The sequence below is a fragment of the Gordonia abscondita genome (assembly GCF_032711245.1).
Lineage (GTDB): Bacteria > Actinomycetota > Actinomycetes > Mycobacteriales > Mycobacteriaceae > Gordonia.
Window position 1 is genome coordinate 832655 of sequence record NZ_CP128986.1, and the last position, 25638, is coordinate 858292.

29 protein-coding genes are annotated in these 25638 nt (G+C 66.5%); 4 read left to right on the top strand and 25 right to left on the bottom strand.

The genetic code is table 11. The features are described from left to right. Positions 1-58: 58 nt before the first annotated feature. On the top strand, positions 59-286 hold the full coding sequence (locus tag MP11Mi_RS03870; protein WP_420040992.1) for a BldC family transcriptional regulator: 228 nt from the start codon (positions 59-61) through the stop codon (positions 284-286). A gap of 99 nt (positions 287-385) precedes the next feature. Continuing rightward, positions 386-550 (top strand): hypothetical protein, encoded by a 165-nt coding sequence (locus tag MP11Mi_RS03875; RefSeq protein WP_420040993.1) that lies wholly within the window; start codon positions 386-388, stop codon positions 548-550. A gap of 25 nt (positions 551-575) precedes the next feature. Here the strand turns inward: MP11Mi_RS03875 and ccsB are convergent, their stop codons facing one another. From ccsB to MP11Mi_RS03950, 15 genes are all read right to left on the bottom strand, one after another. Beyond that, positions 576-1580, bottom strand: a complete 1005-nt coding sequence (gene ccsB / locus MP11Mi_RS03880; RefSeq protein ID WP_420040994.1) for a c-type cytochrome biogenesis protein CcsB — start codon at positions 1578-1580, stop codon at positions 576-578. Positions 1581-1608: 28 nt separating this feature from the next. Beyond that, positions 1609-3243: a cytochrome c biogenesis protein ResB gene (gene resB, locus MP11Mi_RS03885; protein WP_420040995.1), complete on the bottom strand. Its 1635-nt coding sequence runs from the start codon at positions 3241-3243 to the stop codon at positions 1609-1611. Next, a complete protein-coding gene (locus MP11Mi_RS03890) occupies positions 3240-4049 on the bottom strand; it encodes a cytochrome c biogenesis CcdA family protein (protein WP_420040996.1) in 810 nt (269 codons plus the stop codon). The genes resB and MP11Mi_RS03890 overlap by 4 nt, the downstream gene beginning before the upstream one ends. Next, positions 4046-4681 carry a TlpA family protein disulfide reductase gene (locus tag MP11Mi_RS03895; protein ID WP_420040997.1) on the bottom strand — a complete coding sequence of 212 codons (636 nt, stop codon included), beginning with the start codon at positions 4679-4681 and terminating at the stop codon, positions 4046-4048. The genes MP11Mi_RS03890 and MP11Mi_RS03895 overlap by 4 nt, the downstream gene beginning before the upstream one ends. Positions 4682-4686: 5 nt before the next feature. Continuing rightward, a complete protein-coding gene (locus MP11Mi_RS03900) occupies positions 4687-5313 on the bottom strand; it encodes a histidine phosphatase family protein (RefSeq protein ID WP_420040998.1) in 627 nt (208 codons plus the stop codon). Then, a complete protein-coding gene (hemL, locus tag MP11Mi_RS03905) occupies positions 5313-6656 on the bottom strand; it encodes a glutamate-1-semialdehyde 2,1-aminomutase (protein ID WP_420040999.1) in 1344 nt (447 codons plus the stop codon). The genes MP11Mi_RS03900 and hemL overlap by 1 nt, the downstream gene beginning before the upstream one ends. Before the next feature lie 59 nt (positions 6657-6715). Further along, on the bottom strand, positions 6716-7609 hold the full coding sequence (locus MP11Mi_RS03910; protein WP_420041000.1) for an SGNH/GDSL hydrolase family protein: 894 nt from the start codon (positions 7607-7609) through the stop codon (positions 6716-6718). Next, a complete protein-coding gene (locus MP11Mi_RS03915; RefSeq protein ID WP_420041001.1) occupies positions 7602-8273 on the bottom strand; it encodes a DUF3093 domain-containing protein in 672 nt (223 codons plus the stop codon). Before MP11Mi_RS03915 ends, MP11Mi_RS03910 begins: the two co-directional genes overlap by 8 nt. Further along, entirely contained in the window at positions 8270-8779 is a 510-nt protein-coding gene (locus MP11Mi_RS03920; RefSeq protein ID WP_420041002.1) for a hypothetical protein, read from the bottom strand. Before MP11Mi_RS03920 ends, MP11Mi_RS03915 begins: the two co-directional genes overlap by 4 nt. Next, entirely contained in the window at positions 8776-9345 is a 570-nt protein-coding gene (locus MP11Mi_RS03925; RefSeq protein WP_420041003.1) for a hypothetical protein, read from the bottom strand. The genes MP11Mi_RS03920 and MP11Mi_RS03925 overlap by 4 nt, the downstream gene beginning before the upstream one ends. An 18-nt stretch (positions 9346-9363) precedes the next feature. Further along, positions 9364-10359 carry a porphobilinogen synthase gene (gene hemB, locus MP11Mi_RS03930; RefSeq protein ID WP_420041004.1) on the bottom strand — a complete coding sequence of 332 codons (996 nt, stop codon included), beginning with the start codon at positions 10357-10359 and terminating at the stop codon, positions 9364-9366. Positions 10360-10372: 13 nt separating this feature from the next. Beyond that, positions 10373-11992 (bottom strand): bifunctional uroporphyrinogen-III C-methyltransferase/uroporphyrinogen-III synthase, encoded by a 1620-nt coding sequence (locus tag MP11Mi_RS03935; protein ID WP_420041005.1) that lies wholly within the window; start codon positions 11990-11992, stop codon positions 10373-10375. 115 nt (positions 11993-12107) lie between these two features. After that, positions 12108-13058 (bottom strand): hydroxymethylbilane synthase, encoded by a 951-nt coding sequence (hemC, locus tag MP11Mi_RS03940; protein WP_420041006.1) that lies wholly within the window; start codon positions 13056-13058, stop codon positions 12108-12110. Positions 13059-13113: 55 nt separating this feature from the next. Further along, positions 13114-14472, bottom strand: coding sequence for a glutamyl-tRNA reductase (locus tag MP11Mi_RS03945; protein ID WP_420041007.1), 1359 nt, complete (start codon positions 14470-14472; stop codon positions 13114-13116). Between the two features lie 148 nt (positions 14473-14620). Next, on the bottom strand, positions 14621-14881 hold the full coding sequence (locus MP11Mi_RS03950; RefSeq protein ID WP_420041008.1) for a glutaredoxin family protein: 261 nt from the start codon (positions 14879-14881) through the stop codon (positions 14621-14623). A 119-nt stretch (positions 14882-15000) separates the two neighbouring features. On the opposite strand from MP11Mi_RS03950, the gene MP11Mi_RS03955 reads away from it, so the two are divergent. Beyond that, on the top strand, positions 15001-16152 hold the full coding sequence (locus MP11Mi_RS03955) for an HAD family hydrolase (protein WP_420041009.1): 1152 nt from the start codon (positions 15001-15003) through the stop codon (positions 16150-16152). A gap of 77 nt (positions 16153-16229) precedes the next feature. Here the strand turns inward: MP11Mi_RS03955 and MP11Mi_RS03960 are convergent, their stop codons facing one another. The 9 genes from MP11Mi_RS03960 to MP11Mi_RS04000 form a co-directional block, all read right to left on the bottom strand. Next, positions 16230-17309 carry a lysophospholipid acyltransferase family protein gene (locus MP11Mi_RS03960; protein WP_420041010.1) on the bottom strand — a complete coding sequence of 360 codons (1080 nt, stop codon included), beginning with the start codon at positions 17307-17309 and terminating at the stop codon, positions 16230-16232. 47 nt (positions 17310-17356) lie between these two features. After that, positions 17357-18421, bottom strand: a complete 1065-nt coding sequence (locus MP11Mi_RS03965; RefSeq protein ID WP_420041011.1) for an NAD-dependent epimerase/dehydratase family protein — start codon at positions 18419-18421, stop codon at positions 17357-17359. An 87-nt stretch (positions 18422-18508) separates the two neighbouring features. Further along, a complete protein-coding gene (locus MP11Mi_RS03970) occupies positions 18509-18610 on the bottom strand; it encodes a 30S ribosomal protein bS22 (protein ID WP_003402602.1) in 102 nt (33 codons plus the stop codon). Positions 18611-18868: 258 nt separating this feature from the next. Then, on the bottom strand, positions 18869-19111 hold the full coding sequence (locus tag MP11Mi_RS03975; protein WP_008377474.1) for a helix-turn-helix domain-containing protein: 243 nt from the start codon (positions 19109-19111) through the stop codon (positions 18869-18871). Between the two features lie 182 nt (positions 19112-19293). Then, positions 19294-20172 (bottom strand): pyrroline-5-carboxylate reductase, encoded by an 879-nt coding sequence (proC, locus tag MP11Mi_RS03980; protein ID WP_420041012.1) that lies wholly within the window; start codon positions 20170-20172, stop codon positions 19294-19296. 4 nt (positions 20173-20176) lie between these two features. Next, positions 20177-21052 (bottom strand): thioesterase family protein, encoded by an 876-nt coding sequence (locus tag MP11Mi_RS03985; RefSeq protein ID WP_420041013.1) that lies wholly within the window; start codon positions 21050-21052, stop codon positions 20177-20179. Between the two features lies 1 nt (position 21053). Beyond that, positions 21054-21923: a sugar phosphate isomerase/epimerase family protein gene (locus tag MP11Mi_RS03990; RefSeq protein ID WP_420041014.1), complete on the bottom strand. Its 870-nt coding sequence runs from the start codon at positions 21921-21923 to the stop codon at positions 21054-21056. Positions 21924-21933: 10 nt separating this feature from the next. Continuing rightward, complete coding sequence (locus MP11Mi_RS03995) at positions 21934-22998, bottom strand: GtrA domain-containing protein (RefSeq protein WP_420041015.1); 1065 nt, start codon at positions 22996-22998, stop codon at positions 21934-21936. A 41-nt stretch (positions 22999-23039) separates the two neighbouring features. After that, entirely contained in the window at positions 23040-24005 is a 966-nt protein-coding gene (locus MP11Mi_RS04000; RefSeq protein ID WP_420041016.1) for a Ppx/GppA family phosphatase, read from the bottom strand. Positions 24006-24081: 76 nt separating this feature from the next. Between MP11Mi_RS04000 and MP11Mi_RS04005 the strand changes: the two genes are divergently transcribed. Next, positions 24082-24927: a hypothetical protein gene (locus MP11Mi_RS04005; protein ID WP_420041017.1), complete on the top strand. Its 846-nt coding sequence runs from the start codon at positions 24082-24084 to the stop codon at positions 24925-24927. A 7-nt stretch (positions 24928-24934) separates the two neighbouring features. On the opposite strand, the gene MP11Mi_RS04010 is transcribed toward MP11Mi_RS04005, so the two are convergent. Next, the gene (locus MP11Mi_RS04010; protein WP_420041018.1) at positions 24935-25624 is read right to left on the bottom strand and encodes a response regulator transcription factor; all 690 of its coding nucleotides are present in this window, start codon (positions 25622-25624) and stop codon (positions 24935-24937) included. Between the last annotated feature and the right edge of the window lie 14 nt (positions 25625-25638).

Below are 25638 nucleotides of genomic sequence, written 5' to 3' on the forward strand. Positions count from 1 at the left end.
CAGAAACCGGCCGGGCGGCGTCAACGGAACGTCAACCACCTACAGGAGGTCTCAACCAATGACAGCAATCGCCGACAACGACGAGCAGACGACCAGCGGAATGATTACGCCCGCATTGGCGACGCAGCACAACCTCACCCCGGGGCAGGTCGCGGCGATGTTCAACGTCAATCCCAAGACCGTCGCCCGATGGGCCTCGTCGGGGGTCCTCAAGTCGATCCGCACGCCGGGTGGCCACCGCCGCTTCCGTGAGGCCGACGTCGTCGCGCTCCTCAACCGTTCCTGACGAGTCGTTCTCTGTCCCGACGAGGGACGATCCCGAACGACACGACGGCCACCTCCTGAAAGTTCACGTAACGTGGACTCTCAGGAGGTGGCCGTTGCCATGGGTTTTGTACTAGCAGCAGTCCTGATCTGCGCGATCGCATTCATTGGTTGGCGTCTGATCGGGTTGCGGCAGCCGCCGTCGGAGCACCCGGTCCCCGACCGTCGTCGCGGCCCGGCACCCAAGGGGCCGGACGACGACCCGGACTTCCTCAGCAGTCTCTGACGCTCATCCACTGGCCCCCGCTACGTCACAGTCCGGCGTAAGAGTGCAGACCCGACACGACGAGGTTGATCGCGAAGAGGTTGAACAGCAACGCCACGAAGCCCGCGACGTTGATCCAAGCTGCGGCATTGCGCCAGCCCGCGGTCGCGCGAGCGTGCAGGTACGCGGCGTAGATGACCCACGCGATGAATGAGACGGTCTCCTTCGGATCCCAACCCCAGAAGCGGCCCCACGCCGACTCTGCCCAGATCGCCCCGCAGATGACGCCGAGGCCGAACAGCGGGAAGCCGATGACCACGCACTTGTAGGCGAGCCGGTCGAGGGACTCTAGCGACGGAAGATGCCCGAGCAGACGCCCAAGCCCTCCGGTGAAACCGCTCGCGGTCTCGTCCGCTTTGATATTCCACTGCTGCTTCACCAGGAAAAGGATGCTGGCGACGCCCGAGACGAGCAGCACGCCAGACGAGATCGAAATGATCGAGACGTGGATGGCTAGCCAGTACGACTTGAGCGCGGGTACGACGGGAGCGGGCACCGTGTACAAGAACTTTCCCGCGATGAACATGAGCAAGATGACCGGGATCAGCACAAAGCTGAGCAGCGGCCGGTGCTCACGCCTGCGCAGTACGACGACGCCCGCCGCGACGCACGCGATGCACGTGAGGGAGATGAACTCGTACATGTTGCCCCACGGCGCGCGGTCGGTCGCGACACCGCGCAACACAATCGACGTGAGGTGCGCGGCGAGGCCGACCCAGACGACCGGGTACGCCATGGCGCCGAGACGTTCCCCTGCGCCGCGCCGAGGGGCGGGGCCTGCGACGCGGCCGGGCACACGGTCGTCGGCGGAGACACTCGCCCCGGCACCGACGAGTTCACGCTCCTGCGCCTTCTCGATCTTGGCGAACCGAGCCGACGCCAGCGAGGCGAGGAACAGGATCATCGCGATCGCATACACGGTGACCGCGGTGGCGTAGAACCAGTCGGAGTACTGGCCGAGCGTCTCGTTGACGTACGACGTCTCTTCCATCAGTGATCCTTCTTCTCGATCTCGCGCATCACAGCTTGGCGCGCTTGTCGGCGGCAGTCAGCAGACTGCGCGCCTGGTCTTCGAAGCCTTCGCCCCAGCCCGCCTGATCGGTTCGGGCCAGTCCAGCCACCTCTACTACAGTACGTCGGACTTCGCCGTTGTCACCACCGGAGCCGTCCTTGGCCGGTACGAGTCGCACCCAGATGCGGCGTCGCCGGATCATCAGCGAGACCACCAGGCCGAGCACCATCGCGACTGCGGACACCAAGACCCAGGTCTGCGCAGGGTCATGCGATACCTGCACAGACACCCAGCGCTGGTAGCCGTCGAACGAGACGCGAGTTCCGTCTTCGAGGACGACGTCCTTCCCGACTTCGAGATTGACCGAGGCCTTCTGAACGAGGCGCCCTTGGTCCACGAGCTTCTGGTCGAGCGAGTAGACGTTCTGCGGGGTGCCGGAGTCGATGCCGGTGTCGCCCTCGTAGACACGGATGGCGGTCGTCGGCTTGTTGACGACCGGCGACTGCGAGTCGAGCAGTCCGCCGTGCCCGAACACCGGGTCAGGCGCGAACAGGCCTTGAATCGCGATCTGGTTCTTCCGCCGATCGTCGGGGTTCGGGTACATGCCTGCGGGCGTCTCGAATCGAATCGCACCCTCGGAGAGCATCGTCTGCGTCGACTGCGGCAGGAACGGTGCAGTCTGGGTGCGCTTCTCCCCGTTCGGGAACGTGACTGTGAAAGTCGGCGCGAAACCGTTGCCCAGCACATAGACACGGTCGCCCGCGATGCGGAGCGGCTTGTTCACCTGGACCGATGTGGTCGGCCAGGTGTCCGGCGCCGACGTCACATCGGTCGTGTAGGCAACCTTCGCGTCGTACATATCGGGTTGCCCGTTGGGCAAGAAAGTCGCGGAGAAGTCGTCGACGCGGAAGCAGAACGGTGCGAGGCCGGTGCCGTCGACGAGCGCCCCGGACCGGAAGGTGTCGTAGACGGCCGTCGAGGTGTTGCACAACACTTGGTCGCCGTCGGCGACGAGGGTGCGGGAGCCTTCGTAGCCGAACATCTTGCCCGTCGCGATCGCGACGAGGAGTGCGAGCAGCGCGAAGTGGAAGACGAGATTGCCGAGTTCGCGGAGATACCCTTTTTCCGCGGACACTTCGACGGCGCCGTCCGGGTATCGCTCGGATGGTTCGACGACGCGGACGGTCTTGCGCCATCGACGCAGGTTTCCGGTGACCGTCTCGGCGACCGCGGCCGGCTCACCATCGACGGTCTCGGTGATGTGCCGCGGCAGACGGCCAAGGTTGCGCGGCGCGGCGACCGGCGGCGTCCGCAGCGCCTTGTAGTGCTCCCAGATCCGGGGCGTGAGGCAGCCGACGAGCGAGATGAACAACAGCAGGTAGATCGCGGTGAACCAACTCGACGAGAACACGTCAAACAGTTGGACGCGATCCATCCACTCGCCGAGCGTGCCCTTGTCGGCGATGTAGGCGAGCGTCTTCTGCTCGTTGAGGTCGCGCTGCGGCAACAGCGCCCCGGGGATCGCGGCGAGGGCGAGCAGAAAGAGCAACGCCAGCGCCGTACGCATCGAAGTGAGTCCACGCCACGTCTTGCGCAACGGGACGACGACGAAGCGCTGAACAGGGCTCTGCGACGAGCTCATATCGGCAACTCCACATCGTTCATCATGTTGAATCGGAACCAGTCGACGAACTCGTTCCACGTTCCGGTGACCAGTAGTACACCGACTGCGATGAGCGCGACGCCGCCGACGATTTGGATGGCGCGCGCGTGCCGTCGGATGAACCCGAGGCTCCGAACCGCCCACGCCGACGACGCGGCGAGAATCAGGAACGGGATACCCAGCCCGAGACAGTACGCCGTCACCAAGAGTGCGCCCCGCCACGCCGACGGACCTTCGGTCGCCATCGAGACACTCAGGACGGCGCCGAGCGTCGCGCTGCTGCACGGAATCCACCCGACGGCGAACACCGCGCCGAGGACGGGCGCGCCGATCACATTCGAGTAGCGGCGCGGCGCCATTCGGCGGTCGCGCTGCAGAAACGGAATCATGCCGAGGAACACCAGACCCATCACGATGGTGAGCACACCCCCGATCCGCTGCATCAATTCAAGCCGGTCGGTGTCCAGGAACACCGAGGTGACGCCGAAGATCGCGGCGGTGGCGAGGACGTACACGGCAGTGAAGCCGAGGACGAACAGAGCTGCGGCTCCGACGACGCGCCAACGTCCACTCTTTCGGTTCTCGTCGACCGAGACGGCGGGCGCCTCAGCGCCGACGAGCCCGGCGAGATACGACAGGTAGCCGGGAACGAGGGGAACCACGCACGGCGACGCGAACGACACGAATCCGGTGACCACACACGCTCCGAGAGCGAGCAGCAGCGGCCCCGAGACGACCGTCGACGCGAACGAGTCGCCGACGTCCGCCAGGTTCGCCTGGATCATCGGTGCGACTTCGGTGCCGACGGCCCGGATTGCTCATTCGGCCCGGGCTGCTCGTTCGCGACGTCGAGCACTGCCTGCGTCAGTTCTTCTTCGGTGATCGCCTTGAGGAACACCTTCGCCGGCCGGTGCTGGCGGTCCAGGACGACGGTGGTCGGTACCGCGCCGACGGGTACCCCGAGGGCGGCGAGTGACGCGCCGCCGTAGTCGTACATGGACCGGTAGCTCACCTTGTTGTCGCTGAAGAAGTCCTTGGCGTTTGACTTGCTGTCGCGAAAGTCGATGCCGAGGAACGTGACGCCCTTATCTTTGGTCTTCTGGTAGGTGGCTTCGAGTTCGTTGAACTCTTTGCGACATGGCGCGCACCAGGACGCCCACACGTTGACGACGACCACCTGATCGGCGAACTCATCGAGGTCGATGGTCTCGTCGGTCAACAGGTCTGGTGCGCGCACGTCACCCGCGGATTTGCGGTCGCTCGGCGGATACGAGATGACGAGTTTGCCGTCGGGCGAGACGAACTGGTTGGTCTGGTTCTGTGCGACGGCGTCATCCCCGGTGCTGCATGCGGTGAGGACTCCGAGTGAGGTGACCGCTGCGAGAGCAGCAGCCAGCACACGGTGTGAACGTCGCATCGTGGTCACGCTCCGGTGAGGCGCGGGTCTGAGGCGCCTGCGGGCTCGGAGTAGACGATGTCAACGAGTTCGTCGTCGTCGTAGACGAGGCTGGTCAGCGACGCGAGCGAGCACTGCCGGATCCGCGGGTCGTGCCACAGGCGACGCCCTTCGAGGAATCGGCGCAGGGTGTACACGGGCAGTTGGTGGCTCACGCACACCGCCTCGTGGCCACGGGCGGCGTCGCGCGCCTCGTTCGCCGAGGCGAGCATGCGGTGCGCGATGTTGATGTACGGCTCGCCCCACGACGGCGTGAACGGGTTGCGGAGCTTGGGCCAATGTCGGGGCTGACGGAGCGCGCCGTCGCCGACCGCCACGCGGAGACCTTCGAACTTGTTGCCCGCCTCGATCAGATTACCGATGGTGCCGATCGACAGACTGTGCGCGGCCGCGATCGGATTGGCGGTCTCCTGCGCGCGTTGGAGCGGCGACGCGAACACATGCGTGATGTCGTGGTCGGCGAGCGCGTCGGCGACGTTCTGCGCCTGCTCGCGCCCGTTGTCGGCGAGCCGGAAGCCGGGAAGTCGTCCGTATAGGACGCCTTCGGGGTTGTGGACCTCGCCGTGGCGCATCATGTGAACGATCGTCTTCATCAGTGTCCCTCTCCGGGTGCGGGCGCGGCCGCCGCGGCTGCTGCGGCGGCCGGCAGTGCGTCGGCGATTCTCGAGAATGCGTCGTCGTCGAGCGCTGCGGACACGAACCAGGCTTCGAATGCGCTCGGCGGCGCGTAGACGCCGCGTTCGAGCAGCGCGTGGAAGAACGGCGCGAACCGCCAGGTCTCGGACGCTTTGACGCTCGCGTAGTCGGTGAGCGGCTCGGTAGCGTCGGTGAACGCGAAGCTCACCAGGTTGCCTGCCTTCTGCACTCGGTGAGCGACGGACGCGTGGGTGAGCGCATCGCTGACGAGCGTCGCGAGCCGGTCCGCGTTGACGTCGAGCCGCGCGTAGATGTCGGCGGTCGCGTTGCGCAGGGTCGCGAGGCCGGACGCGACAGCGACCGGGTTCCCGGACAGGGTGCCCGCCTGGTAGACGGGGCCGATCGGCGCGAGATGCTCCATGATGTCGGCGCGACCGCCGAATGCCGCCGCAGGCAGACCACCGCTCATCACCTTGCCGAAGGTGTACAGATCGCCTGCGACCCCATCGATGCCGTAGTAGCCCGCCGGGCTCACCCGGAAACCAGTCATCACCTCGTCCATGATGAGCAGCGCACCGTGCCGTGCGGTGATCGCGCGCAGCCCTTCGTTGAAGCCGGCCAGCGGAGCGACGGCGCCCATGTTGCCCGCGGCGGCTTCGGTGATGACGGCCGCGATGTCGGTGCCGTGCTCGGCGAACACCGCTTCGACAGCCGGCAGATCGTTGTACGGCACCACCAGGGTGTCGTGGGCGGCGGCTCCGGTCACCCCGGGCGACGTCGGGAGGCCGAGTGTCGCAACACCCGATCCGGCGTCGGCGAGGAGCGCGTCGACGTGACCGTGATAACACCCGGAGAACTTCACGACCTTGCTGCGACCGGTGAATCCGCGCGCGAGACGCACTGCGGACATCGTCGCCTCGGTGCCCGAGTTGACCAGTCGCACGCGCGCCACGGGGTCGACGCGGTCGATGATCTCTTCGGCGAGTTCGATCTCGCCGACGGTCGGAGCGCCGAACGACAATCCGCCCGCCGCGGCCTTCTGGACGGCGTCGACGATCGCCGGATGAGCGTGCCCGAGGATCATCGGCCCCCACGAACACACCAGGTCAACGTATTGATTTCCATCGACGTCGGTCAGCGTGTACCCGGCGGCCTCGGCGATGAAACGCGGGGTACCGCCGACCGCCGAGAACGCGCGCACCGGCGAGTTGACTCCACCCGGAACGACGTGCGCGGCACGAGCGAACAGTTCGTGACTCCGCGTGGTGTTCGGACCGGATGGGTTAGCTGAAACGGCCATGGGTTCCAGTGTCCCAAAACCTGCGCTCTCGACCCAATCGCAAATGTTCGTCTCAGGTTTCACTGGTGCCCGAGGGCTTCGTCTACGGCGTCGGCAATCGCCTGCTGGCCCGCGTCGTTCGGATGCATCGTGATCCGCGCCGTCGTCCCACTCATCGGTTCGATCCAGCGGATGTCCGGCGACTGGCACGCGTCGTGGCCGGCCGAGCGCCGCGACATGTCAACGAATGTCGCACCGGTGGCGGCCGCCGCTTTCGCGATCGCCGCGTTCAGACGGGCCTGGACGCGATCGACGTACGCGATGTCGCCGTCGGCGATCCGCACCGCCGGGCGGCACGACTGTTTCTGCGGAAGCAGTCGCGGGTAGCCTGCGATGACGATGCGGGCCGACGGTGCACGGGCCGCGATGTCGCGCAACGCTTGCCGCACCGCGGGCTCGATCTCGTCGTCGACGGCCCGGGCGGGCGCACCGCCGAGTTCGGCCCGACACGGCGCCCCGGCCGAGTTCGAGGCGGCGGCCCGGGAGCAGTCGCCGATGAGTGTCGAGTACAGCGTGGCGTCGTTCCCGCCGAGCATGAGTGTCACGAGGCCGGCGTCCGAGGTCACCGCGTCGAGTTGCGGGCCGACGCCTTCGTACTGGCCTTCGTAGAGGCTCTTCGTCCATGCGCCGGCACACGAGACGTCCGTCAGGCGGTATCCGCGGCGAGCGGCGACGAGTTCGCCGAAGTTGACCGACGATCGTTGGCAGGTGAACTGCGAATCCGGGACCATTGGCAGCGTTCCCGCACCGGAGGCGAAACTGTCACCGAGATGGACCTGGTGGAGTGGCGGAACGCTTGAGGCCCCGGCGGGCTCTGCGTCGTCGCGCTGCCAGACGACCACTGTCGCGACGGCCAAGATCGCGACGACGACGAGGGCTGCCGCGACCAGCACGGTCGGTTTGCGCTCAGCCATCGCCCGCCGACGAAGCTCCCTTGGCCGGCGCCCCTATGGGCGGCAGCCCCATCTTCACCGCGAGGTGCGCTTCGGTGAGTTCGACGCGGAACCGGTCGACGTCGCGGGCCCACGCTTGCGCGAGCCTGCCGTTCGCCAGCTTCACTCCGACGCCTTTGCGGCGCCGCGGTACCGCGTGCAGTTCACCGAGTGCGGGGGCGCTCTCCCAGTCCTGGGTCTCGGCTCCGGTGTTCTCCGGGTACACCTTCGCGATGTCGTCGAGGTCGGTGACGCGCGTGCCCTGACGGAGCGTGCAGTCGGTGAGTCGCACCGACACGTGTCGGCGCGCCGCGACCACCTGCATGATCGAGAAGCCGATGAGGATCACCCCGAAAATCGTGAGCACTTCCCAATGGATTCGGCCGCCGCCTGCGATCTCTAACCCAAACGTCAACGCCAACATCACGGGGCCGATCGCGACGATCCATTTGCTGCCGCCCGCTTCATAGAAGAGCTCCTCCCCCCGTTCGACGACCTCGGGAGCACGTTCGACTGGAGCATCGGCTTCCGAGTCTTCGGGCTCGTGAGGCTCGGTCGCCTGAGCCACGGTCTCGGCTTCGGGAGACTCGGCTTCGGGAAACTCGGCTTCGGGAGACTCGGGGTCGAATTCGTCGCGATCGCTCACTCGCCACCGCCCGCATCGTCCGACGACTCGCGTTCACCTGCCGTCCGAGCGCGGACCTCCTCGGGAGCGACGGAACCGTTGAGTTTGCAGTTGAACCAGGCGTCCGACGCGGGCCGGTAGGCCAGCACCGATCCGGCGAGACCGATCACGGCGACCGCGAGGACGATGGCCAGCCCGGGGCTCTGGAAGCCGATCGTCAACGGCAGGAGCAGCGCGACAATCACACACGTCAATGCCGACAACGACGAGCGCCACTGCAACTCGCCACGGTACGTCTTGGAGCCGAGTAGGAAGTAGGCGACACCCACCATCACGATGAGGACCCCGATCGCCAACGGCCCGAACTCGAGACCGACGCTCACTGAGTGGTCGATGATCGTCAGGATGCCGAGGGCGACGAGCAGCGCACCGGAGATCATCCACAGCCGCAACGCCCACACGACGAGCGACGGCCGATCATTGGGGTCGGGCTTGGGTGCCCGCAGTCGGGACTTGAACTCGATCATCGTCGCAACCCGCCGTTCTGTCGTTTACGGTCCCGCCACTGTGCCATGTCCCGGCAGTAAATGGTGGTATCACGGTTCATCAACGCGACGAGAGCCCCGATGGCGGCGACGCCTCCGATGATCCCGAAGACCGTCGCCCACGCGGGTGCCGATACGCCGTCACCGGAGTCATGGTCGGTGAACATGTACAGCACGCTGAACACCAACTGGACGGCGAGGAATGCGCTGAGCACTCCGAGCCCTTGACGGGCCCAGTTGCGTCCGTTCCAAAAGAACCTCATGAACAGCAGTGCGATCGCGGTCAGAAAGACGCAGACCAGCACCATCGACACTGCGGTCATCGCCGTCGCGGACACCGGCACTTCCTGCCCTTCCCGCTCGGCCATGTCGTCGAGAATTTTGCGCGACTGGTCCAGAACGACCGGATACTGAGCGATGGCGACGATCAGTTGGACGACGATCACCGCGCACCACAACTCGACGGCCAGCTTCACGCTGTCCGGTCGGGTCGGCGCGTCCGATGTGCCGGATCCGTGCATGCCCGGCATAGGGGCTGGGGCGGTCATGCTTCCAGGGTAGAGGGTCTACCCAAGAAGACGCTCAGACAGGCGACGCGCCACGTCGACCGCAGCGTAGGTGAGAATGATCGACGCTCCGGCGCGTGCGATCGACAGGACTGCTTCGTCGAACGCGGCGTCGGCGTCGATCCACCCGTTCGCCCCGGCTCCGGCGATCATCGAGTACTCGCCGCTGATCTGGTAAGCGACCACCGGCACGTCCGTGCGGTCGGCTACGTCTCGGACGATGTCCAGGTAACTCATCGCCGGTTTCACCATCACCATGTCGGCGCCCTCGTCGAGGTCTGCCAACAGTTCACGCGCCGACTCGAGCCGGTTGGCCGTGTCCTGCTGATAGGTTCGCCGATCCCCGTGTAGCGACGAACCGACGGCTTCCCGGAACGGACCGTAGAAGGCCGATGCGTACTTAGCGGTGTACGCCAGGATCGACACGTCGGTGAATCCCGCGTCGTCGAGTGCTGCGCGGATCGCACTGACCTGGCCGTCCATCATTCCGCTCGGCGACACGACGTGTGCGCCCGCACGAGCCTGCGCGAGCGCCATCGACTCGTACCGCGGGAGCGTCGCGTCGTTGTCGACTCGCCCCTGATCGTCGAGGACACCGCAGTGTCCGTGATCGGTGAACTCGTCGAGGCACGTGTCGGCCATGATGACCGTCGAATCGCCGAGCTCGTCGCGGAGGAGGCGCAGCGCACGGTTGAGGACACCGTTCGGATCGTCCGCCCCGGACCCGATCGGGTCCTTGTCCGCCGACTCCGGAACGCCGAACAGCATCAACCCGCCGATTCCCGTTGCGACAGCGTCGCGGGCAGCGACCAGGAGGGAGTCGGGTGTGTGCTGCACGACGCCCGGCATCGAGGCGATCGGCCGCGGAACGTCGATGCCGTCGGCTACGAACATCGGCAACACCAGCTGGGCCGGGTGCAGGCGGGTCTCGGCGACGAGCCGACGCATGGCGGGCGTCGTCCGGAGGCGACGCAGTCGGGTGAACTGTGCACTCATGCCGACCTGCTTATCACGAACGCGAACGACGGGACTTCTTGCGCGGCGGGGGCAGCGCGCCCTCGGCGCGCAGCTGCGCCGCGTGGGCGGCGAGCACGTCCACCAGCTCCGAGACCGATGCGCTCTCCGGCTGCACGTCGACGCGCAGACCGAACTCGACCGCCGTCTCCGCGGTCTTCGGTCCGATGCAGGCGACGATGGTGCGGGCGTGCGGCTTGCCGGCGATACCGACGAGGTTGCGGACCGTCGAACTGGAGGTGAAGCAGACCGCGTCGAACCCACCGGTCTTGATCATCTCGCGGGTCTCGATGGGCGGCGGCGCGGCCCGCACTGTGCGGTACGCGGTCACGTCGTCGATCTCCCAGCCGCGCTCACGTAGGCCCTCCGAGAGCGTCTCGGTCGCGATGTCGGCGCGCGGCAGCAGGATGCGGTCAACCGGGTCGAAGACCTCGTCGTACGGCGGGAACTCATCGAGGAGGCCGAGTGAACTCTGTTCCCCGCTCGGCAGCAGTTCGGGGTTCACGCCGAACGAGCGGACCTTGGCCGCGGTGGCTTCGCCGACGCAGGCGATCTTGACGCCGGAGAATGCGCGAGCATCGAGCCCGAACTCTTCGAACTTCTCCCACACTGCGCGGACCGCGTTGGTCGAGGTGAACACGACCCACTGGTATCGGCCGTCGACGAGCCCCTTCACCGCGCGCTCCATCTGCGCAGGGCTGCGCGGCGGTTCGACGGCGATCGTCGGGACCTCGCGCGGGATCGCACCGTGCGATTCGAGCCTTTCACTCATATCGGCGGCCTGATCCTTGGTGCGAGGCACCAGGATGGTCCAGCCGTACAGTGCGCGCGACTCCCACCACGAGAACTTGTTGCGCGAGGTGACGACCTTGCCGATCGTCAGGATCAACGGACCGGTCAGCGCGCTGCCGAGGTCGTTGACCGTGGCGAGGGTCGCCTCGATGGTGCGCTGGGCGCACGTCGTCCCGTTGACGGTGATCGCGACGGGCGTCTGCGGCGCCACCCCGTGCTCGGTGAGCGCGCTCGACAGTTCGGCGAGGTGTCCGGCGGTCGCATTCAGCACGAGAGGGCCGGGTGCGGCAGCAAGTGCCGCCCAGTCGACGTCGCCTCGGACGTCGGCCACGGTATGACCCGATCCGATGGGCATGCCCGCGAAACTCGGGACGACGGCGTGCGCAGGAATACCCGGGAGCACCTCGAACGACACCGAAGTGCGCGCGACGGCACTCATCTCGGCGAGTACGGCGTCGGCGCTCATCGGGTCGCCTGCGACGACTCGCACCACGTTGACGCCCGTCTTGGCTTCGGCCACGAGTGTCTTGGCGACCTGTGCAGGCTCGCCGAGCGCGGGACGGATGACCTCCGGGGCCTCCGGCTCATCGACCTCGGCCGCGGCCTCGGCGGCCTTGCGGCCTGCGCGCGTCGGAACGGGTTCGGCCTTGGCGTGGGCCGAACCGATCAACGCCACGACACCGGACGGAACGTCGGGGTCGACGAAAGCCGATGTGGCGTTCACCAGAATGTTCTGCGCTCGCACAGTGAGCAGATCAGGGTTTCCCGGACCCGACCCGACGAACAGGATCCGGCCGGGTTTAGCATTCTTCGTACGGCTCATGCGTTCGCACTCTCCTGCCCCCGCCCAGGGGGCTGCAGTCCGTTCGGTGCTCCACTCGTTACCGTGAGCACCGACTTGTCCTCTTGCCGGAGTGCGCCGCCGCACGAACGGTGCCCTACGCTTTGGGCACGTATTCGGCTGCGCCGAGCTCCAGCAGTTCGGCGGCGAGATCCTTACCGAGTTGCGCGGCCCGCTCCACCGGACCCACCACCGAAGCCCGGATCACATCAGATCCGTCCTCGGCCGCCACTCCCGCGCGGAGCGAGAGTTCGGCGAAGATGCGTCCGTCGGAGTCGATCGACTCGACCACCTCGGCGATCGCACCGACGGGGGCCGTGCATCCGGCCTCAAGGGCCGCGAGCACCGCACGCTCGGCGTCGACCGCTACGCGGGTGGACGGATCGTCCAACTCGGCGAGTATTCTCACCAGTTCGGCATCGTCAGAGAGACACTCGACGGCCAGGGCCCCCTGTGCCGGAGCGGGAAGCATGACCAAGGGGTCAAGCGCTTCGGATACCTCATCGGCTCGACCGATGCGCACCAGTCCGGCTCGGGCGACCACTACCGCGTCCAGTTCCCCGTTCGCGACTCTGCCCAACCGAGAATCAAGGTTGCCCCGTAGGGGGCGAATTTCCAAACCGAGACCCTGTGCTTTAAGCTGTGCGGCTCGTCGCGGCGACGACGTACCGATCGTCGACCCGGCCGGAAGCTCGCCGAGTACGAGTCCACCCCTGCTGACCAGTGCGTCTCTGGGGTCCACACGCTCAGGGACAGCTGCCATCGCCAGATCAGGTTCGGGTGCGGTCGGCAGATCCTTGTACGAGTGAATCGCGACGTCGCACTCGCCGTTGCGCAGCGCCAGACGGATAGCGGTGGTGAAGACGCCGACACCGATCTGCGCGACCGGAGCCGTCGACGTGTCGCCCGCAGTGGTGATAATCACGAGTTCTGCGGGGTGCCCATTGGCGATCAGCCGGTCAGCGATCTGTTGCGACTGCGTGGTCGCGAGCTTCGACCCTCGGGTGCCGATACGGATGGGGCGGTCGCTGAAAGCAGCAGTGGGCACGGTAGCCGTCCTGTCGTGTCGGTGGTGATATCAGCGCGAGTCGCGCCGAAGTGGTTCAGTGCGAGTCGCGCTCGCCGGTCACCGGTATACCCGCTTCGGACGCCGAAACCGATTCCGTCGCGCCGGGCTTGAGTTCGAAGAGCTCACGGAGGGCCTCGGCGTAGTGGTCGCCACGCCCGGTCGATGCTAGCTGCTTGACGCGCACGGTCGGTGCGTGCAGCAATTTGTCGGCGACGCGGCGCACCGTCTTGGCTACTTCGTCGCGCTGTATCTGGTCGAGGTCCGGCAGACGAGACTGAAGTCGGAGAATCTCGCCTTCGACGACGTCCGCGGCCTGCTGGCGCAGGGCCGCCACTGTCGGCGTCACCGCGGCCTGACGCTGCGCCGCCAGATAGTCGGCGAGTTCGCCCGCGACGATCGATCGGGCGGCCACCGCGTCGTCCTGTGCGGCCTTGGTCTCCCCGTCACCGCGGAGACTCTCGATGTCGACGACGTACACGCCGGGCAGTTGGACGACGGCAGGGTCGACATTGCGCGGGATCCCGAGATCGCAGATCATGAGCGGTGCCGGGTTCGTTCGTTGTTTGAGCGCCGAATGAACGGTGGCCACGTCGACCACCGCACTGACCGATCCGGTACACGTCACGACGACGTCGGCGTCGGCCATCACATCGGCGAGATCGTCGACGGCGGTGCCTGTCGCGGCGACCCCGTACCTTTCGGCGACCGTGGCGGCCACTTCGACGGCCCGCTCGGACGTCCGGTTGACGACGGCGATCTGTTCGACGCCGTCGCCTGCGAGTTGACTGGTGGACAGTGATCCCATGGCGCCCGCGCCGAAGACCACGGCGCTTCTCATCGGTCCGTGGTCGTCGGCTATGTTCCGCTGAGTCATCGCCCGGTGCAGCGCGACGGAGACGACCGATGCGCCTGCCCGGTCGATGCCGGTCTCGTGGTGGACGCGTTTGCCGACGCGGAGCGCCTGCTGGGCCAGTTCGTGCAGCGTGCGGCCCGCCGACTTGTTCTGGTCCGCTTCGGTGTACGCGGACCGAATCTGTCCAAGGATCTGCTGTTCGCCGACGACCATCGAGTCGAGGCCGGCGGCCACCGTGAATAGGTGCTCGACGGCGGCTTCGGAGTAGCGGACGTACGCGTGGCCGGTGAGTTCGGCGACAGTCATGCCGGTGTGGTCGCCGAACACTTCGCCGACCGCTTCCAACGCCGGGTGGAACGCCTCGACGACGGCGTACACCTCGACTCGGTTGCACGTGGAGACGAGCATCGCCTCGGACACCGCGGGCGACTGGACGAGAGCTTCAACGAGCTTGGGCCGGTCGGTCTCGGAAACAGTGAGTCGTTCGAGGACCGACACCGGAGCGCTCCGATGGGACACTCCGAACAACAAGACACTCACTGCATCGCCCGTTTCCCGCCCACCGAGAGCCGACGGCGCCCCTGCGGCGCCACCGTGATGGGCACATGTGTGTCCAGGCTAGATCACTCGATGCTGCGAATGCACCCCAACCCGTCGGTGAGACGGCATACATCGGGCGTCGCGGCGGTCAACGGCGGCTGTCGAGATCGGCTCGCAGGCGGGGCTCGTCGACTTCCCAGTAGCTGTGTTCCTCGCCGTCGAGCACGATCACCGGGACGCGGTCACCGTACTCGGCGCGAAGGGACGGGTTGCCTGCCTCGGCTGCCGCGTCGACGTCGACGATCGACGGTTCCAGTCCGTACTCGGCGAGGACGGTGCGCAACTGATGTTCGGCGGCGGCGCACGCGTGGCATCCGGCGCGCGTCATGAGTTCCACAGTGGCGTTCATAGTCGACGATTGTGCCAGTGGACTCACCGGCGCCGCGGGAGGGAACTGTTCGGCGTGCGCCGCGATAAGCTGGCTGCAATGCACGATTGAGCTCGCCCGCAACGAATGGGAGGTGGCCGATGAGCCGCGATTCGATCGATCCAGATCACGAGATCACCTCTGACGGCGACGATGCGCTTCTACACGGTGACGAGACCGAGATCCACGAGGCGGCCGAGCTCGAAGCCGAGCAGTTCGATGTGGATCCCACGGTGGACCCAGACGGCGACGACGTCCAGCACGACCGGGATGGGGCTCGACTGCCCGGTTCCGACGACTGGGACGGGCCGACCGACGAAGACGAGTTCCATCGGATGACGGCGTGGCTCAACCGGCGGGCGGGCAAGTTCCGGCAGACCGCCGAGGAGCTTCGTCAGACGCTGGCGGGCGAGGCGTCGGCTCGCGCCGCGATCGAATCGCTCGGCAGCCGGATACCCGTCGACGGGCAGGGCCCGGAGCGGGACCTGACGGCTGCCGCGTTCTTCGACGTGGACAACACGCTGGTGCACGGGGCGTCGATCGTGTTGTTCGCGCGCGGGCTGGCGCAGCGAAAGTACTTCTCGTACGGCGACATCGCGAACGTGGCGTGGCAGCAGGTCAAGTTCCGGGTCACCGGTAAAGAGAACATGGACGACGTCGCGCAGGGCCGTGACAAGGCTCTCTCGTTCATCGCAGGCCGGGAGACGTCCGAGCTGGTACACCTCGGCGAGGACATTTACGACGAGTTCATCGCCGACAAGATCTGGCCTGCGACGGCCGCGCTCGCACAGCGCCACCTCGACGCGGGACAACAGGTCTGGCTGGTGACGGCGACCCCGGTGGAATTGGCGCAGACGATCGCCAAACGTCTCGGGTTGACCGGAGCATTGGGGACGGTCGCGGAGAGCGTCGACGGCCGATTCACCGGACGCCTCGTCGGCGATATCCTCCACGGGGCGGGCAAGGCGCACGCCGTCCGGTCGATCGCGGTACGGGAAGGCCTCGATCTGAAACGATGCACGGCGTACTCGGACTCGCACAACGACGTCCCGATGCTGTCGTTGGTCGGCAACGCCGTTGCGATCAACCCGGATGCCGATCTGCGGGAGATCGCACGCGTCCGAGGCTGGGAGCAGTACGACTTCCGTACCGCTCGCAAGGCTGCCAAGTACGGGGTCCGGTCCGCGATGGTCCTCGGTGCGGCGGGCGGCGCGGCGGCCGCTGCGACCCGTGTGCTGCGCAAGCGCGGATAACCTGCCCCACTGCCAGAGCCGAGGTTTCCCAGCCCCCAGGTATCCCCTCGGGGCCTTAAGTGTCCCCGAGAGGCACCTCAGCCCAGGTAGACGCTTCCGCGGCGGCTCAGCATGCGGAACAGCGTCTGCTGGATCTCTTCGCGGACGTGGTCGGTCACATCGAAGACGACCATCGGGTCGTCTGCGGCCTGCTCGTCGTAGCCGTCTGTGATGATGGGCTTACCGAAGTGGATGTGCCATTTGGACGGCAGCGGGATCGCGCCGAGCGGACCGAGCCACGGGAACAGCGGTGTCACTGGGAAGTACGGGAGACCGAGCGTTCGCGCTAGCGGTTTGAGGTCGGCGATCATCGGATAGATCTCTTCTGAACCGACGATCGACACCGGCACGATCGGGGCCTGCGTGCGGATCGCGGTTGTCACGAAACCGCCCCGGCCGAACCGCTGCAGCTTGTAGCGATCCTTGTACAGTTTGCCGATGCCTTTGAAGCCTTCGGGCCACACGGCGGTCAGTTCTCCTCGACGCAGCAACGCCTCGGCGTCGCTGTTGCACGCGAGCGTCGCACCGACCTTGCGGGCGAGGTCGCTGACGACGGGCGTCTCAAACGCCATGTCGGCGGCCAGGATCCGCAGGTACCGCTCGTTAGGGTGGTTGTCGCGCACCGCGAGCGAGGTGATCACGGCGTCCACTGGGATGGATCCCGCGTGATTGGCGACGAGCAGTGCGCCGCCGGTCGTCGGGAGGTTCTCTACGCCGGTCACTTCGACCCGGAACCAGTTCTGGTAGATCGGCCGCAGCGCGGGGAACCACACCGACTCCGCGAAGTGCGGGTCAAAGCCGAAGTCATCGACGGTGTATTCGCCGGTCATACGTTCCCGGATGAAGCCGGATGTCGCGATCAGCGAGTCGGCGACGGCACTCCGGATTCCGCCGAGACTGAACAACGGGGAGTTCGCGACCGACCCGACGGAGGTCGGGGACGGCTCGTCGTGCAAGTCGATTCCGTGGTGGAGCGGTGTGACCCGTGCGCTCGGACGGCCGAATCCGTCTGTGTTCGGATGCCCATCGACTCTGGGCCGCCCACCGACTCTGGGGTCGGTGTAGAGGGCGATCACCTTGGCGGTTCGTTCGTCACTTGGCTCATCTGCCACTGCCATGGTCACCCCCTCTCGTATGGCGTCTATCGTACGTGCACTCGGTGGGGTCACTGCAGTGCGGTCGCGGCCACCACGGCCTGAGCCTCCAGCTCGCGCCAGGTGTCCGCGGAGATCAGCGGCGACGTCTTCCCGCGCTTGATGAAGTCGTCGAGAGTCTGCGACGACGTGTACTTGGGCTCGAACTCGAACTCGGTACGCATTCGGGTGTTGTCCAGGACGCGGCCGTAGGTCAGGTATCCAGTGTGGCCTGCGCGCATCGCGGGCAGCGACCCGTCGCGCAGTACCCCGATGATGGGTTGGATCATGCTCGCCGCGACGGGCAACCGGACGTGCCCGGCTCGGCTCACCGCTTGCGCGAGGCTGACGACGCCGTCGCCCGCGATGTTGAATGTGCCAGGTCGGCGGTTGAGGGTCGCGTGTTCGACCGCAGCCAACGCGTCTTCTTCGTGCAGGAACTGCAGCCGGGGCGAGAAGCCGAACGCGGCGGGCACCACCGGCATCGACAGATACGACCCGATCCGCGTCTTGATACGCGGCCCGAGCATCGACTGGTATCGCAGGATCGTCACATCGATGTCCTGCCGCCGCCGGGCCAGCCCGCGGACATAGCCTTCCACGTCGATGAGATCCCGACCGTAGCCCGCCTTGGGCTCTCTGCGGGCGCGGGCGCCTTCGGTGAACATCGCGGGATCGCTGCCGCTCGCCCCGTAGACCATGCCGGTGGACCGCAGGATGAGCCGTTTCACCGACGGACTGCGTTGGCAGGCCGCGCACACCTGCATCGACCCGACCACGTTTAGTTCTTTGATGGCGGCCGAGTGCTCGGCTGAGTCCATGATCGACGGCGCGGCGTGCACGACGGTGTCGACGTCGTACGTCGCGATGGCCTTCGCGATCGCCGGGCGACGGATGTCCAGACGCAGGAACTCGGCTCGACCCATCCGACGCATCAGATCCTTGCTCGGGATCCGGGAGTCGACGGCGACGACGCGGTCGATCGCCGGGTTGGCGGCGAGCCTGGCCACCAGGTAGCCGCCGAGGAACGACGACGCGCCAGTCACCAGGACCGATCGCGGCGTGATCGGCTCGTCGACGTCAGAGTCTCGCACCATGTGACCAGGTTAAGGGTCTCGACTCCGCTCGACCACTCGGAGGTGGCGCAAAACAAAGAACCCGCCCGGTGAGGGGCGGGTCTTCGATCACTTGCCGAGTTTACGACGCTGCACTCGCGTGCGGCGGAGAAGCTTGCGGTGCTTCTTCTTCGACATGCGCTTACGGCGCTTCTTGATAACGGAACCCATGGGGCTCTCCCTCACGATCGATGCGGATTAACTAGCCGCCGGCGTAAACCGGCAATGCTTGTCGGGGCCGTCGCCGACTCAAGAAATCCTCGCGGATACCGGGGCGACAGCGACCTGGTGTTCGATCCTACCGCTCGGGTGAACACGACACGAAATCGGGCGGTCCACTCGACCGTCACGACGTGCACCCGGACGTGCATGAGCCGCCTGCCGCACACGGCGGCAGGCGGTGGTTCTCATGCTCTACCCGTACTCGATCTAACCTGCGTCGAAGTACGAGGTCTCCAGGTACTCGTGAACGGCCTTCGCGTGCACGCGGAACGAACGTCCGACGCGAACTGCGGGCAGCTCACCATTGTGGACGAGTCGGTACACGGTCATCTTCGAGACCCGCATCAGGGACGCGACCTCTGCGACAGTGAGGAACTGCGACGCAGACGATGCGTTCGCAACTCCACGGTCGGCGAAGTCGTTCCGTTCTCCCGGCTTTTCTGCAGCCATGAATTTATAACCTCCGGTGCACGCATCGCGGCCACCGGCTTCCCCTCCGGCGGACATCAGACACGTACGTGCTGCGAGCAGCTTAGCGTGGCAGATGTGATTAGTGCGACGTGAGTGGCTCAGAAAGAGTCGATTCTTCCGAGACAAACCACGATCGGAGGCCATCACCGCTGGCAGTGGCGTTACTGGCCGCCGACACCGGATTCCGGGGTGAACGACGATGCGGCCCGCGAACCCTCAATGTCGGGTCGACGTGCCATGCGCGCGCTGGCATCGGCGCAAGCCGCCGTCGCCTCATTTACCGCGTGTCGGAGGCCGTATCGCTCGAATTCACGCAGGGCCGCGGCCGTCGTCCCACCCGGCGACGTGACGGCCGCACGCAGGTCGACCGAGGTGAGTCCCGACTCGGCCAACAGCACGCCGGAACCCTTGACCGTCTGGACCGCGAGTTCGGCCGCCTGCGCACGCGTCAGGCCGAGCGCGACGCCCGCGTCGATCATCGCCTCGACCATCAGGAAGAAGTAAGCGGGGCCCGACCCCGAGATCGCGGTCACCGCGTCGAGCGACTTCTCCGGCAGCACCATCACCTTGCCGACCGTCTCGAGGAGTCGCACCGCGAGCGCGACCTGATCGTCGTTCGCGTACCGGCCGGGACTGACCGCAGACATCGCCTCGTTGACGAGCATCGGAGTGTTCGGCATGACGCGGATGACCGGCGATCCGGCAGGCAGCGACGCCTCGTACCGGCTCGTCGGAACCCCCGCGGCGAGGCTGACGGTGATCCGTTCCTCGTCACCGCTGTCGTCGGCCTTCCCCAGCGACTGGAGGACGGTGTCGACGACGTCCGGCTTCACCGCGACGAATACGACCCGCGCACCGTCGACCGCGTCCGTGACGTCATCGGTCACGCGGATCCCGTAGTCGGCGACCAGCTCTGCGGAGCGCTCCGCAGAGCGTTCGACGACCACCAGGTCGCGCACCGGCTTGCCCGCGTTGATCAGTCCGGCCAGGAGCGCCTCGCCGATCTTGCCTCCACCGACGATTGCTACCCGCTCGGTCATGTGATCACTTGCCTTTCGTTGTTTGGGGAATGAGGGCCAGCTGTCGCGAGTGCGCGACCACGGCTCCGGTGGAATCGAGCACCAGATGGTCCTCGTTGAACATGCCCCTGCCGACTTCTTGCGTCGTCGCCTCGAACCGCAGCCAGCCGGTCGCGGGTCTGCGGCGCACGTACGTCGTCAACTGCACGGTCGGCGCCCAGCCGAACATGCCGAGGTTCATCAGGACAGGCGGTGAGACGTCGCACACGAGCACCGGGAAGTCGAGGTCCATGCCGACGGGTTGGTCGGCGACTTCCTTGGGCCGAACCCATCCGCGTATCACCGGACCGCCCTGCGCGCCGTGTGCGGCGGCGAACGTCGCTCCGTCGAGCACCAGGTCCAGAGCCGGGCCGAGATGCATAATCTGACCGATCGGGGTGTCGTCGATACTTAAACCCGCATCATCCGGTTCGACGGGCAACGGGTCGATCATGCCGGGTAGCCGATACGTCGGTTCGCCGGAATCCACTCGACCGAGTGTCACCGTCGACGCCACCATGATGCGGCCACCCTGCGTCACGTCGACGCGCGCCAGGTTCACGGTCCGGCCGCGTTTGACGATCGACACGGCGACATCGACTTCAGCCGGATCGGGCGCCGCCAGATAGTCGGAGGAGACGGCTATCGCGGTGACGTCGGCGAGCGCGGGCACGTCACCGGGAGGCGCGAGATCAATCAGTGCCGCGCGGGCCGCTTTCGCGGCCAGCATCTGGACGCTACCGCCGTGCACTTTAGGGCCGATCGTGAAAGTCGGGTCGATCATGGCCCGATACACAACGTCATACCCGGTCCCGGCCTGCTCGACGCTGGTCAGGTCGAGCAGTTCACCGAGTCTGGTCATGTCATTCCTCCAGTTGATCGCGCCGCAAATGGGTGCGTGCGAACTCAAGCGAGCGCGCAAGCATCGCGGCGCGTTCGTTTTTACTTCTCGCCGCCGTGGTGTGCACCTCGAGTACAACGGCTCCGTCGAAGTCGCTGTCTGCCAGCGAATTGCAGACCTCGACACACGGCTGACTGCCGTCCCCGGGAATCAGATGCTCGTCGTGTGCGGCTCCGGTCCCGTCTGTCAGGTGCAGATGTTTGAGGCCCGCCCCCATGCGGGAGGCCATCGCGAGCGCATCGTGCCCCGCCGTCGCGACGTGCGACAGGTCGAGCGTGTAGTTGTCGTAACCGGTGGCCGTCGGATCGATCGGCTTGCCGAACGCCGACGCACTGGCACCGGGTCCGCCGCCTCGGCGCGCCATCCGCCGCGACGCAGTGTCACCGCCGCCGAACAGCCGATCGGCCCGCATCGGAAACATGTTCTCTACCGCGACCGACACGTCGGACGACTGCTCGAGCCGCGCCACCAGCTCATCGAATGTGGCGACGTAGTCGCGCTGCCATCGGAACGGCGGGTGGACGACGACCGTCGACGCTCCGAGGTCTTCGGCGGCCTGCACCGAGCGCACGAGTTTGGCCTTCGGGTCACGACCCCAGACCCGCTGCGAGATCAGCAGGCACGGTGCGTGCACCGACAGCACCGGAACCTGGTACTCCTGCGACAACCGGGCGACGTTGGCGATGTCCTGGCTGACCGGATCGCCCCAGACCATCAGCTCTATGCCGTCGAATCCGAGGTCGGCGGCATAGCCGAACGCCGCCTCGGTGCTCTGCGGATACACGGAGGCCGTCGACAGGCCGACCGGAATCGGAAACCGCAATCGGGTCAACGCAGGCGCTCTACGGTTGCGCCGCGAGGAGGACGAGTGGCCCGATGGTCACGACCATCCCGACACCGAGCGCCAGCAGTGTGGTGGGCAGATCACGCTTGCGCAGGACGTGGGCGAACGTGACGATCGCGAAGATCACCACGACCGCGAGGACCAGCGCCAAGTACACGTAGCTCTTCCACAGTTCCGTGAAACCCCAGAACAGGCCCGCACCAACCGCGAGGCCGAGCACCAGCTCGCCGACGAACGTCAGCCAGCCGAACAAGGGCGACGGCTCCGCGTCGTCCCGGGCACCGGTGTCGCCATCAGCGTCGTCGGCGCGCTCCTCCGTTGCGATGTCCGAGGCCGCCGCGGTGGCTTTCGCCTTCTCCGACTTGCGAGCGGCCTTCCGGTCGGCCTTCACGGCTCGACGGGCTGCCCAGCCGGTCGGCTCCGGGTCGCCGCCGTCGCCCGATTCGACGTCCTCGTCCAGATCGGTGTCCGCGTCGACATCGGAATCCACGTCGGAGTCGAGGTCAGTCTCGGTGCCGGGACCGGGCCCTGGATCGAGGTCGGTGAGAGCCGCCGTCTCCGCTGCCTCCGACGTGCTCTCGTCGGAGACGACGGGGATCGAAGCGGTCTGCTCGAACGGGGACGGCCCGTCGTCCGCCCGCACGTGCATCGTCGACGCCGTGTCCGCTGCGACCGCTCGGTACTCCACCGGAGGCAGATCGTGGTCGATGAAGTCGTCGGCACTGACCGCGCGCAGGCTTCCCGTGTCGGCATTCGGATCGTCGGAGACCACCGGAATGATCCCGGTCACTGCATTCGCTTCGGGACCAGGCTCGGTCGTCGGTGTGTGACTCGGCATTCCGCTAGCGCCGACAGTTCGCGGCGGCCGAGTCGCGTCGTTCGGCTTGGCCGTCCGATACGAAGGCATCCCCGAAGAGGTCGTACTCGCCGCCTGCTCGTCGTCGCGGCCCGCGCGTCGGACCGAGACCGACTCCGAGCGCGGAAACGCGTCGTCGTTCTCGGAGCGCGCGATCAGCTCGGATACCGTGATCGGCTTCGACTCCGGTTCGGATTCGTCCGCCATATGGTGGCCCCGTTCCTACCTGTCTGGGTGTTGGTGGTCTGTCAGTCCGCGGTCTGCATCGGAATAGTCGTCATGGTGCCTGCAGGCTCGGTATCGAGGCGACGCAGGATGACTCCTTCCCGTAGAGCCCACGGACAGATATCGAGTGTATCCACTCCCAGTGAACGCATCGCGGCCTCGGCGACCAACGCGCCCGCGACGATCTGCGGAGCACGGTCCGCGCTGACCCCTTCGAGTTCGGCGCGGTCGGCCGTCGTCATCCTCGAGATGAAGGCGGTGAGCTGGCGAAGACCACTCACCGTCAAGGTGCGTTTGACGCGGGGACCGGCCCCGGACGGCGCGGCGCCCGTCAGCCGCGCGAGCGATCGGAACGTCTTCGACGATCCGACCGCGAGATCAGGTTTGCCGACTGCGCGCAGGTCGCGCGCGGGTTGCTTCATTTCGCTGTCGAGCCAGTCACGGAGCACGGAGACACGACGGCGGCTCGGCGGATCGCCCTGCAGCCATTCGCGTGTCAGCCTGCCCGCACCGAGCGGCAGCGACAGTGCGACCTCGGGTTCTTCGTCGACGCCGTTTGACATCTCCAGGCTGCCGCCGCCGATGTCGAGCGCGAGGATGCGGCCAGCACTCCAGCCGTACCAGCGTCGGACGGCGAGCGAAGTGAGCCGTGCCTCGTCGGTGCCGTGCAGCACCTCGATCTCCAGGCCAGAGGCATCCTTCACCTTGCGGAGCACGTCCTCGCAGTTGGTGGCATCACGGACCGCGGACGTCGCGAAGGCCATGATCTGCTCGCACCCGGACGAGTTCGCTATCCGGGTGAACTCCTCGGTCGTCGAGACGAGTGCCTTGGCGCCGGAATCGCGCATCCGCCCCGCGTCGTCGATCTCCTCGGCCAGCCGGAGCACAGCCTTGGTCGAACTCATCGGCGTGGGATGTCCACCCCGATGCGCGTCGACAACCAGCAGATGCACGGTGTTACTGCCCACGTCGAGCACTCCAAGTCGCACCGGTTCAAACTACTCGGCGATACCCGTCGACGCGAGTCACGACTACGGTGGAACCGCAGTGTCGAGAGGATTCCCCGTGTCACCAGAGCAACCGCAGCCATCACCCACGCGCGAAGTCGATCTCGACTTCGCGCGGGAATGGTATGAGTTCGTCGACCCCGCCGACCCCGAGCATCTGGTGAGCGCCGACCTCACCTGGCTACTTTCCCGGTGGACGTGCGTATTCGGAACTCCGGCGTGTCGTGGCATCATCGCCGACCGTCCGTCCGACGGGTGTTGCACCCACGGCGCATACCTGACCGATGACGACGACCGTGACCGTCTGGCCGCGGGCGCCGCCATGCTGACGCCCGACGACTGGCAGTTCTATGACGAGGGCGCGGGCGACGATCCACTCGGCCCGGATGGGTATCTGGAGGAGAACGAGGACATCGATGGCGAACCCGCGTTGAAGACCCGCCTGCACGACGGCGCGTGCATCTTCCTAAACCGCCCGGGATTTCCTGCCGGACAGGGGTGTTCGCTGCATTCGATGGCGTTGCGCAAGGGTCTCGAGCCGCTGACGGTGAAACCCGATGTGTGCTGGCAGCTGCCGATGCGCCGCGAACAGGACTGGGTGACTCGCCCCGACGGAACCGAGATCTTGAAGACCACGCTCACCGAATTCGATCGGCGGGGCTGGGGCGAGGGCGGACACGACCTCGACTGGTACTGCTCTGGGTCGCCGGACACCCATATCGGCGCGAGCCAGGTGTACCAGTCGTATCGTCCGGAGCTCGTCGAGCTGATCGGCGAGCAGGCCTACACCGTGCTCGCCGATGCGTGCCGTCGTCGCGACGGTCTCGGCCTGATCGCCGTGCACCCGGCTACGGCCGCGGCTACCTCCCGCCGCGAAACCGATCTGAAGTACGAACAGATGTAGCCGCGATCTACGTCTCGAACTTGTAGCCGAGTCCTCGGACGGTGATCAGGTGGCGCGGCTGCGACGAGTCCGGTTCCACCTTGGACCGCAGACGCTTGACGTGGACGTCGAGAGTCTTGGTATCGCCGACGTAGTCGGCGCCCCACACGCGGTCGATCAGCTGGCTGCGGGTCAGGACGCGGCCGGAGTTCCGCAGCAGGTACTCGAGGAGGTCGAACTCCTTGAGCGGAAGCGTCAGTTCGGTACCGCCGACGCTCACCGTGTGCCGTTGTACGTCCATGCGGACCGGTCCCACTTCGATGACGCCGATCGCGGCGTCCTCGTCGTCGGCCACGACGCCGCCGCGGCGCATCACCGCGCGGATCCGCGCGATCAACTCGCGGGCAGAGTACGGCTTCGTCACGTAGTCGTCGGCGCCCAATTCGAGTCCGACGACCTTGTCGATCTCGCTGTCGCGCGCGGTCACCATGATGACCGGCGTGGTCGACTTGGCGCGGATGGCCTTGCAGATGTCTGTCCCGGACACTCCGGGAAGCATCAGGTCGAGCAGGACGATGTCCGGGTTGATGCGATCGAATGCGGGCAATGCCTGCGTTCCGTCATTGACGATGCTCGCCTCGAACCCCTCCTTGCGGAGCAGGAAGGCCAGCGGGTCGGCCAGCGATTCTTCGTCTTCGACGATCAGTACATGCGTCAACGCGACTGTTCCTC

What these genes read in the sequence shown, in the direction of transcription:
- MP11Mi_RS03870 (WP_420040992.1), top strand. Translation starts at nt 59, where the DNA reads ATGACAGCAATCGCCGACAACGACGAGCAGACGACCAGCGGAATGATT.
- MP11Mi_RS03875 (WP_420040993.1), top strand. Translation starts at nt 386, where the DNA reads ATGGGTTTTGTACTAGCAGCAGTCCTGATCTGCGCGATCGCATTCATT.
- ccsB (WP_420040994.1), bottom strand. Translation starts at nt 1,580, where the DNA reads ATGGAAGAGACGTCGTACGTCAACGAGACGCTCGGCCAGTACTCCGAC.
- resB (WP_420040995.1), bottom strand. Translation starts at nt 3,243, where the DNA reads ATGAGCTCGTCGCAGAGCCCTGTTCAGCGCTTCGTCGTCGTCCCGTTG.
- MP11Mi_RS03890 (WP_420040996.1), bottom strand. Translation starts at nt 4,049, where the DNA reads ATGATCCAGGCGAACCTGGCGGACGTCGGCGACTCGTTCGCGTCGACG.
- MP11Mi_RS03895 (WP_420040997.1), bottom strand. Translation starts at nt 4,681, where the DNA reads ATGCGACGTTCACACCGTGTGCTGGCTGCTGCTCTCGCAGCGGTCACC.
- MP11Mi_RS03900 (WP_420040998.1), bottom strand. Translation starts at nt 5,313, where the DNA reads ATGAAGACGATCGTTCACATGATGCGCCACGGCGAGGTCCACAACCCC.
- hemL (WP_420040999.1), bottom strand. Translation starts at nt 6,656, where the DNA reads ATGGCCGTTTCAGCTAACCCATCCGGTCCGAACACCACGCGGAGTCAC.
- MP11Mi_RS03910 (WP_420041000.1), bottom strand. Translation starts at nt 7,609, where the DNA reads ATGGCTGAGCGCAAACCGACCGTGCTGGTCGCGGCAGCCCTCGTCGTC.
- MP11Mi_RS03920 (WP_420041002.1), bottom strand. Translation starts at nt 8,779, where the DNA reads ATGATCGAGTTCAAGTCCCGACTGCGGGCACCCAAGCCCGACCCCAAT.
- MP11Mi_RS03925 (WP_420041003.1), bottom strand. Translation starts at nt 9,345, where the DNA reads ATGACCGCCCCAGCCCCTATGCCGGGCATGCACGGATCCGGCACATCG.
- hemB (WP_420041004.1), bottom strand. Translation starts at nt 10,359, where the DNA reads ATGAGTGCACAGTTCACCCGACTGCGTCGCCTCCGGACGACGCCCGCC.
- MP11Mi_RS03935 (WP_420041005.1), bottom strand. Translation starts at nt 11,992, where the DNA reads ATGAGCCGTACGAAGAATGCTAAACCCGGCCGGATCCTGTTCGTCGGG.
- MP11Mi_RS03950 (WP_420041008.1), bottom strand. Translation starts at nt 14,881, where the DNA reads ATGAACGCCACTGTGGAACTCATGACGCGCGCCGGATGCCACGCGTGC.
- MP11Mi_RS03955 (WP_420041009.1), top strand. Translation starts at nt 15,001, where the DNA reads ATGAGCCGCGATTCGATCGATCCAGATCACGAGATCACCTCTGACGGC.
- MP11Mi_RS03960 (WP_420041010.1), bottom strand. Translation starts at nt 17,309, where the DNA reads ATGGCAGTGGCAGATGAGCCAAGTGACGAACGAACCGCCAAGGTGATC.
- MP11Mi_RS03965 (WP_420041011.1), bottom strand. Translation starts at nt 18,421, where the DNA reads ATGGTGCGAGACTCTGACGTCGACGAGCCGATCACGCCGCGATCGGTC.
- MP11Mi_RS03970 (WP_003402602.1), bottom strand. Translation starts at nt 18,610, where the DNA reads ATGGGTTCCGTTATCAAGAAGCGCCGTAAGCGCATGTCGAAGAAGAAG.
- MP11Mi_RS03975 (WP_008377474.1), bottom strand. Translation starts at nt 19,111, where the DNA reads ATGGCTGCAGAAAAGCCGGGAGAACGGAACGACTTCGCCGACCGTGGA.
- proC (WP_420041012.1), bottom strand. Translation starts at nt 20,172, where the DNA reads ATGACCGAGCGGGTAGCAATCGTCGGTGGAGGCAAGATCGGCGAGGCG.
- MP11Mi_RS03985 (WP_420041013.1), bottom strand. Translation starts at nt 21,052, where the DNA reads ATGACCAGACTCGGTGAACTGCTCGACCTGACCAGCGTCGAGCAGGCC.
- MP11Mi_RS03995 (WP_420041015.1), bottom strand. Translation starts at nt 22,998, where the DNA reads ATGGCGGACGAATCCGAACCGGAGTCGAAGCCGATCACGGTATCCGAG.